The sequence below is a fragment of the Mycobacterium sp. UM_Kg1 genome (genome assembly GCF_000972925.1).
Taxonomy (GTDB): domain Bacteria; phylum Actinomycetota; class Actinomycetes; order Mycobacteriales; family Mycobacteriaceae; genus Mycobacterium; species Mycobacterium hiberniae.
Genome location: NZ_JRMK01000164.1, coordinates 1 through 7,626 on the forward strand (window position 1 = coordinate 1; position 7,626 = coordinate 7,626).

A 7,626-nucleotide genomic window follows, 5' to 3' on the forward strand; every position below is an offset into this window, starting at 1 on the left:
TGTGTATAAGAGACAGGTCATCGGCCAACTGCTCGCGAACACCGACGACGTGCGCGCGGCCGATGTGGGCAGGTGGCTGCCGAGCCTGCTGGTCCGGCGGCTGGAGAACCTGCAGTTGGTCTGCGATTGACGTCCCGCAGCGTTGCGGTTGATGACTTCTGCCGCGATATCGGAAATATGCGCGTATAACTGCACTATTGGACGCCTCACGCCCACTTTCTAGGCCCAGCGACCGCGAAATCACCCGACACCGTGCAAAATCTTGGACCCAGGTCAGTGCCCCAGCTGTTCTGCGCGCCGACCCTGCGGTGCGCCGAGGTAGCTGGCCGGCTGGTGCTGCTGGACCTGACTGCCGGCGTCTATGACGTGGTCGACGAGATCGGCACGGCAATGTGGGCGCAGCTGGCCCGGCCCCCGCACGAGCGCGACGTCGCGGTCCTGGCCGACGAATATGGGGTTCCGGCGGCCGCCGTGGAGGCCGACATCGCCGAGTTCGCCGCCGCACAGGTGGCCGCGGGCCGACTCGTCCGCACACCGCAGGCCGACACCCCGCGTGACGTCCTGGCCGCGCGGCGGCGGCCGACGCTCGTGCGTGCCTTGCGGGAAAGAGCTGCTGTAGAACGTGCCCTGCGACGGGGTTTCGCCTCCGCCTACCGCGAGCGCACCCAGCCGATCGCCGACACCACCCCGCCGCGGGCCGAGCTGCGGCTGGTGACACAGCGGTTTCGCACCGCCGAGGGCATCTATCCCGCCCGCCAGGCGCCACTGGACTGTCTGCCGCGCTCCCTGGCCCTGACCCGCTTTCTTCGGACGGCCGGGTGGCCGGCCCAGCACGTGATAGGAGTTGCGCTGTACCCGTTTGAAGCCCATGCCTGGGTGGAGTTGGACGGCGTCGCGCTCAACGAGAGCACCTCTGTCCTGCGACGCTTCACCGTGATCCAGCAGGCGTGATGCCGGCCGAACTTCAGGGGTTCCTGGTATCGCTGCCCACCGACGCGCAGGCACCGACTCGGGGTTGGCCGCAACATGAGGTCGTCGGCGACACCGCCGTCTGGTTCCACGGCTACCTGGCGCATCCCGCCCCGCTGCGCACCAAGCTGAAACTGCCCGCATCGGCATCGCCGGGCCGGATCGTGGAAGCCGGGATTCGGCGATGGCGGGCCGACGCCGGCGAGCACATCATCGGCGAATACGCAGCGGTCGTCGTGAGCGGCTCCGACGCCGTGCTGATCGGCGACCGGATGGGCCTGCGGCCGCTGTACTACGCCGCCCGGCCGAGTTCAACGGTGGTGTCGACGGACCTCGGAGCGCTGGTCCGCGAAACCCGCGCCTGGCGCGAACTGGACGAAGACTATCTGGCCGACATGTTCAGCACAGGCATGCACCTGGGCCCGCGGACCCCCTACCGCGGCATACGGCGGCTGCAAGTGGGCCAATTCGCCACCTGCCAGGCGGGCCGTCCCCGGCTGCGCGGGGGCTGGCGGCCGTCTGCGGAGCCGCTCCGGGAGAGCTTCGCCGGTCACCGGGAGCTCCTGCGCGACACCGTCAAAAGCGCCGTCGCAGCAGCGTTGGCGTCCGATGGCGCCCAGGCGGTCGAGTTGTCGGGCGGCCTGGACACCTCGACGGTCTTGGCCGCCGCCACTGCCGTGGCACCGATGCATGCGCTGAGCTTCGTTCATCCCGGCCACCCGGGCAGCGACGAGTCGTCGTGGATTCACGCTGCTTTGGAAGCCACACCGGTGTCGTGGCATCCCATTGACGCCACCGAGCACGCCAGCTTCGCCGCGGGGCCCGAGCTGGGCATCTTCCTACCCGCACCGACACGGCGGATTCTCAACTGGGCACCGAGCGCCGCCGAAGAGACCGTTGCCCGGGAGTTGGGGGTATCGACCCTGTTGACCGGGGAGGGCGGCGATGCGGTGTTCTTCGCGGGTCTGCTGCCCTGGTACCTGGCCGACCTGCTGCGCGCCGGACGGCTGGCAGCGCTGCGGCGAGAAGCGCTGCGATGGAGTGCCGAGTCCGGACTGGGCCGTTCCGCCGGGTTCTGGGTGCGACGTGCAGCCGTCGAGGGCCGCCGCCGATGGCGAAGCGGACGAACCCTGGCCCTGCAACCGTCGGCGCGCATCGCCGACGCGGCACCGTGGTTACGCCGGGAGTACGTTGACGGTCACCATCTGCAAGGCCGCACCCAGTTCACCACGACCATCCGGGCGCCGACGGTCCACGGCCAGGCCGTTCTGGAGAACGTGCTGCGCGGCGTCGAATTCGCCCGAAGCCGCCACATCTTTCCTCCGGCCACGTTCGACCTGCGGCATCCGTTGCTGACGCCGCCGTTGGTCGACTTGGCGCTGACCACTCCGTGGGATATCGCGGTGGATCCCCGGGTCGACCGAGCAGTGCAGCGATACGCCTTCGCGGGGCTGGTCAGCGAGAAGGTCCTTCGGCGACGGTCCAAGCCGATCGCCGACGAGGCCATGCTGCACGGCTTCGAACGCAACGCCCGATGGCGCGAGTACCTGGGCGAACGCCCGCTACTGGTGGACCGTGGCTACGCCGACGCCGATGCGTGGTCCGATGCGCTGCGCGCAGCGGGCCGGATCGGCGCCGTCGCACAGTTCTACACCGCGATCCAGATCGAGGTCTGGCTGCGCCACCTGCGTCACGTGGGCGCTCCGCGCCTGCTGACGGGACCGTCCGTGGCGCCCACGCGCTGATTCGGCGAAACACATGGTCGCGTTCTTTGGCAACAAGTACATTTTTGTAGGCCAGGTCAGCGATCCACCGATCATGGAGGTCTTGAGGATGCGCAGCTATTCGCCCCCGCAGGTCGTGCACGTAGGCGACGTACGCGCCACCACCCAGGGCAGCGGGAACTACCTCTCCGACAGCAGCACAGGCTACGGCTACATGGGCTGGTACAACCGCCACTGCGACACTCCTGAGACGGCGGCACCGCTGCCCCCGCGCGCCTGAGGGCCCGGCGGGGCATACGGTCACTCAAGCACAGCGCCCTGCAAGGCGGTGGAGCCGTCGGTCCGCGCGAACCCGCCCAGTAGCGCGGATTCGTTGTCGGCTTCATACAGGCGCTTGTACAGGCCTCCGCGAGCCAGCAATTCCGCGTGAGTGCCCTGCTCCACGGCCCTGCCATGGTTCAGCACGATGATCCGGTCTGCCACGGCCGCAATGAAGTCCATGTCGTGGCTGACCACCAGGCAGGTGCGGTCGTGTGCGTATTCCCGAATCACCGCGGTCACGCGGGCCCGCTGATCGGCATCCAGGTTCTCCGTCGGCTCGTCGAGCAGCAGCACCTGCGGCCGCCGCAGCAGGCACCGGGCGAATGCGATCAGCCGCTTCTGACCACCCGAGGGCACCTCGACGTCCACGATGGTGTCGTAGCCGTCACGCAGCTTGGCCGGATCGACGATCACCGCGTGGACGTGGGCCATTCTGCAGGCCTCTTCAACGTCGCTGTCGGTGGCATCGTGCCTGCCCAGCCGCACGTTCTGGCGAATCGTGTCCTTCAAGTAGAACGGGAACTGCGCGAGCTTGGATACCTGTTCTCGTAGCGAGTGCAACGTCACTGCACTGATGTCGTTGCCGTCCAACAGGATTCGTCCTCGCTGCGGCTCCAGGAACCGCAACATCAGGTTGAAGACGGTCGACTTGCCGGACCCGATGGGTCCCACCAGGGCGACCGTCTCCCCCGCTTCGATCGAGAAGGACAGGCCGTCGAGCACCTTCTGTTGCGGCGAATAGCTGAACGACACGTCGTCGAACACCAGGTTTCCGCGGACCTCGGGCAGTGCCGTGGCATCCGGTCGATCACGCACCGTCGGTTCGGTGTCGAGAAGTTCGTACGTCGATGCGACGTGGGGCAGGATCGACTTATACGTCGTGTACGCCAGCACCATTCGCTGCACGGCGGCAAACATCGTCGGCACATACGCGATGAACACCACCAGGCCGGCAAAGCTCAGACCGAACCGGTCACCCCACGCGATCCCGCTGAGCAACACCAAGACCGTGCTCAAAGCGATGAAAACCTGGACGCCATGGGTGGACGCCTGCATCCAGATCCGCATCCACGCCATGTTTTTCGTCGCCGCCATCGAGGACTCGCGAAACAGTTCGCTGCGCCGGGCCCCCGCGTTGAAAACCTGGATATCGGCGATCCCGCTGGTGGTCTCCGCGAGTTCACTGCCCATCGACCGATTCGCCAGCATCGCGCGTTGCGTGGCTGCCTGCAGGCCTCTTCCGGCGAAGCGCAGCGCCACCAGCGCCAGCGGCGTCAACACCAGCGCCACGATCGTCATCGGCCAGGACAGCGCCAGCAGATAGCACAGTGCGACGACCAGCACCACGGCGTCCACCGCCGGCGGGACAACGCATTCGGTCAACAGCCGCTGCACACACGGCGCTTCCAGTTGCACCCGCTGGATCAACGCACCGCTGCGCGCACCGATAAAGAAATCCAGCGACAGTGACTGAATATGGTCATGCACGCGCTGCAGGATCGCGGTCAGCAGCTTTCGCTCGACGTGTGCGCCAATCCAGGCATTGGCGAAGCTCAGAGCCTGCGCCGCCACCAGCGAGATCGACCAGATGGCCAGCAATGTCGCGAAGGTCATCGGTGTTGCCAGCCACCCGATCAGGCCGGTACCGCCGCCCTCGCGGCTCAGCAGCGAGCCATGCGAACCCCACACCTCGGCGAGGCCCCCGCTCATGCCCGCAGCCGCGACCGCCTGCATCAGCGGCCCGAAGGCCGCGTTCGCGACGAACGGCAGCGCCGTGACGCACAGTCCCAGCAGCGCGCACAGCAGCACCGAACCGCGCACTGCTTCCAGCATCGCCAGACTGCGTCGAACGTACATCGATGTGCTCCTGGCTCAAGGCGTTGCGGGTAGTCGACCGGGCTCGATGACACCCACGATGACAGACCCGCGGCCACTCCGGCATGAGATCCGTCCGATATCGATTCGCGGCCGGGAAGATCCGGCGCTCGGCGACAATCTCCGGCGCCAAACAGCGCATCCGACCACGACGAAGGTGCGATGATCTGCTGGTGGCGCTCGCAATCGGAGAACATCGGGCAGCTGATGCGTAGGACAAGGCTGGCATCGACGGCCGCGATCCTCCTGGCAGCATCTGCCCTGACCGCGTCGTGTACCGCCGAAACACGCTCGGCACCAACACAACCGACGCCGACCCGGCCTACCCCCGCGCCGACGGAATCGCCGGAGACATCGGAGGCGTCCCTGCCCTCGGCAACGCCGGATGCGCAGGTGTCCAACGGTAGGAGCTACGCCGTCACCTCCACCGTGATCGAGGGCGTCACCCCAGGCGGCGACGGGCACTGGCACGCCGAAGTGGGCCAGGTGTCCGAAGGCGATCCGCTGGTGGCCCAGGCCTTCAACAAAGCCGGTGAGGCGTCAGCCCGCGACCAGATCGACCAGGTGCGCCGTGACGCCGGCACGGGGGCATCGTGGACCTTCGAAGTGACACCGGCGCTGACCTTTCGGCCCACGGCGATTGCGCAACTTCTCACCGGTGTCTACTACGCACAAGGCGCAGCACACCCCAGCAACTATGTGGGCACGGTGGTGATCGACAGTCGCACGGCCGAACCGATCACCCTCACAGACCTGTTCGCCGACGAGCAAGCCGGCCTCGAGCGGCTTTCGCAGCAGACCAAACAGATCTGGCCGGACACCTATGGCGGTGGCACACCGATGGCCGACGAACCCGGCAACCGGCCGGTCGCCGCGAACTTCGCGAACTGGATTCCGACCGCTGAGGGTATGGAACTCCACTTCGCCGACTACCAGTTCGCACACGGACTGCCGGTGATCACCGTGCCGTGGTCGGCGCTGACCGATGTGCTGGCACCGGGCATGGCGGTATTGGCGCAGCGCTGAAAATACCTGTCAGAACAGTTCGTACGACTCGCGCGAGATCACGAACCCGTGGTCGTCACGGTTTTCGCACCGGATACCGGACGTCTCGCTGATGCACTGGTGGGTGGTCGAACTGTCCCGTTCGCCGTACTTGAGGGTTCGCGCGTCCCCGCCGAACGTGGTGTCTCCGGCACAGACGAACTCCGCCCTACCGCGTGCCTCGAGCTGGATGCCCTGCCCGTACCCGGTCTGGCTCGGGCAGTCCGACGGCCGCGGCGGCGGCGACCAGTCACGGTCCTGGATGTCGCACCGGACCCAGTCGGTGCCGACCAGGCATGCGATGTTTCCGCTGGGCGATTCGAAGAAGTGCATGTCCGGCTCCGCCAGAACGCTCGGCGCCGTGCCGAGCGCTGAGGCGATCAGGGCCGCTGCTGCACCGAGCACCGCTTTCATGAGGAAAAGATAGCCGGAAATAGACCGTTGTGCGGTTTTACAAGATTTTTTATACCTGCGCGGCCCGGTGTCGGCGGGGTCGGCACGGGGTCCGACACGGGCGCTCGTCATCCGCATTCGCTCGCCCCCGGCAGGCAATACTTACTCAATGCGTGTTGCCCGCCGCGTCCTCGTCGCAGCCCTCGCCGCTGCCATCGCTCTGGCCCTGCCCGCCCCCGCGACGGCGGAGCCGCTGCAGGCATCCTTCGCGCAGCTGGCCAACACCGTCCCGGGCAACGTCGGCCTCGCCTATGCCCCCGTCGGTCAGAACGGCGTCGTCACGCTCGGTTCGCTGCAGAGCGGCGTCGCCTGGTCGACCATCAAGGTTCCGCTGGCGATCGCGGCGATCCACGCCAACCGCCCCAACGCCCAGGAACTGGCGGCCAAGGCGGTCACCGCATCGGACAACGACGCCGCCGAACAGCTGTGGTCCTCCCTGGGGCCCGCACCCCAGGCCGCCCAACAGGTGCAGGCCGTGCTCCGGGCCGGCGGTGACACCGGCACCGCCGTCGAGTCCCGGCGACTGCGTCCGGAGTTCAGCGCCTTCGGCCAGACCCAGTGGCCGCTGGCCCGCCAAGCGGTGTTCGCCGCGCATCTGCCCTGCATGCCCCCCGCCGCGCCCGTCTACAGCCTGATGCGCAACACCGTGACCGACCAGCGCTGGGGGTTGGCCGGCATCGGCGCCCCGACCAAAGGCGGCTGGGGCCCCGGCCGGGACGGCGGGTATCTGGTGCGCCAGTTCGGCATCGTCGGCACACCGCGGGGTGATCTGGCGGTGGCACTGGCGGCCGAGCCCAAGGACGGCAGCTTCGGATCGGGGGTCGCGGCACTCAACCAGATGACCCAGTGGCTGAGCGCTCATGCCGCCGAGCTACCGGGTGGCCGCTGCGCGGGGTAGGTTGGCCGCTAGCCACGTGTTACCCGCGAGTAGGAGACACCCATGCCCGCCCCGTCCGCCGCAGAGTTCGACCGGCTGCGTCAGTTGGCCGCCATCGACGACATCGATGCGCGGCAGTCGAAGACCATCGACGAGGTCTTCACCGGCCAGCCGCTGACCACGATCCCGGTCGGCAACGCCGAGGATGTGGCGGCCGCATTCGTCAAGGCCCGCGCGGCCCAGCGCGTCTGGGCGGCACGCCCGGTCAAAGAGCGCTGCGCCATCATCGAGCGCTACCGCGACCTGGTGATCGCCAACCGGAACTTCCTGATGCTGTCTCTTATACACATCTGACGCTGCCGA

7 protein-coding genes and 1 pseudogene are annotated in these 7,626 nt (G+C 67.6%); 6 read left to right on the forward strand and 2 right to left on the reverse strand.

The window, feature by feature from the left end; all coding sequences use genetic code 11:
• Positions 1 to 276 precede the first annotated feature (276 nt).
• From LI92_RS21950 to LI92_RS18350, 3 genes are read left to right on the forward strand one after another with little or no spacing between them, the layout of a single operon-like run.
• Positions 277 to 951 (forward strand): lasso peptide biosynthesis B2 protein, encoded by a 675-nt coding sequence (locus tag LI92_RS21950; RefSeq protein WP_052740853.1) that lies wholly within the window; start codon positions 277 to 279, stop codon positions 949 to 951.
• The gene (locus LI92_RS18345; RefSeq protein ID WP_046321461.1) at positions 951 to 2,714 is read left to right on the forward strand and encodes an asparagine synthase-related protein; all 1,764 of its coding nucleotides are present in this window, start codon (positions 951 to 953) and stop codon (positions 2,712 to 2,714) included. The genes LI92_RS21950 and LI92_RS18345 overlap by 1 nt, the downstream gene beginning before the upstream one ends.
• A gap of 13 nt (positions 2,715 to 2,727) precedes the next feature.
• Positions 2,728 to 2,973, forward strand: a complete 246-nt coding sequence (locus tag LI92_RS18350) for a lasso RiPP family leader peptide-containing protein (protein ID WP_046321462.1) — start codon at positions 2,728 to 2,730, stop codon at positions 2,971 to 2,973.
• A gap of 20 nt (positions 2,974 to 2,993) precedes the next feature.
• Here LI92_RS18350 and LI92_RS18355 read toward each other — a convergent pair whose 3' ends face one another.
• Positions 2,994 to 4,871 carry an ABC transporter ATP-binding protein gene (locus LI92_RS18355; RefSeq protein ID WP_046321464.1) on the reverse strand — a complete coding sequence of 626 codons (1,878 nt, stop codon included), beginning with the start codon at positions 4,869 to 4,871 and terminating at the stop codon, positions 2,994 to 2,996.
• A gap of 411 nt (positions 4,872 to 5,282) precedes the next feature.
• Between LI92_RS18355 and LI92_RS22555 the strand changes: the two genes are divergently transcribed.
• Positions 5,283 to 5,915 (forward strand): DUF3298 domain-containing protein, encoded by a 633-nt coding sequence (locus LI92_RS22555; protein WP_286135187.1) that lies wholly within the window; start codon positions 5,283 to 5,285, stop codon positions 5,913 to 5,915.
• Between the two features lie 9 nt (positions 5,916 to 5,924).
• Here the strand turns inward: LI92_RS22555 and LI92_RS18365 are convergent, their stop codons facing one another.
• Complete coding sequence (locus tag LI92_RS18365; RefSeq protein WP_052740854.1) at positions 5,925 to 6,347, reverse strand: DUF6636 domain-containing protein; 423 nt, start codon at positions 6,345 to 6,347, stop codon at positions 5,925 to 5,927.
• A gap of 148 nt (positions 6,348 to 6,495) precedes the next feature.
• On the opposite strand from LI92_RS18365, the gene LI92_RS18370 reads away from it, so the two are divergent.
• Together LI92_RS18370 and LI92_RS18375 are read left to right on the forward strand one after the other, a co-directional pair.
• Entirely contained in the window at positions 6,496 to 7,284 is a 789-nt protein-coding gene (locus LI92_RS18370) for a serine hydrolase (RefSeq protein WP_286135188.1), read from the forward strand.
• A gap of 42 nt (positions 7,285 to 7,326) precedes the next feature.
• Positions 7,327 to 7,596, forward strand: a pseudogene (locus LI92_RS18375) (aldehyde dehydrogenase family protein); the annotation flags it as partial.
• Positions 7,597 to 7,626 lie beyond the last annotated feature (30 nt).

What these genes read in the sequence shown, in the direction of transcription:
- LI92_RS18345 (WP_046321461.1), top strand. Translation starts at nt 951, where the DNA reads ATGCCGGCCGAACTTCAGGGGTTCCTGGTATCGCTGCCCACCGACGCG.
- LI92_RS18350 (WP_046321462.1), top strand. Translation starts at nt 2,728, where the DNA reads ATGGTCGCGTTCTTTGGCAACAAGTACATTTTTGTAGGCCAGGTCAGC.
- LI92_RS18355 (WP_046321464.1), bottom strand. Translation starts at nt 4,871, where the DNA reads ATGTACGTTCGACGCAGTCTGGCGATGCTGGAAGCAGTGCGCGGTTCG.
- LI92_RS18365 (WP_052740854.1), bottom strand. Translation starts at nt 6,347, where the DNA reads ATGAAAGCGGTGCTCGGTGCAGCAGCGGCCCTGATCGCCTCAGCGCTC.
- LI92_RS18370 (WP_286135188.1), top strand. Translation starts at nt 6,496, where the DNA reads ATGCGTGTTGCCCGCCGCGTCCTCGTCGCAGCCCTCGCCGCTGCCATC.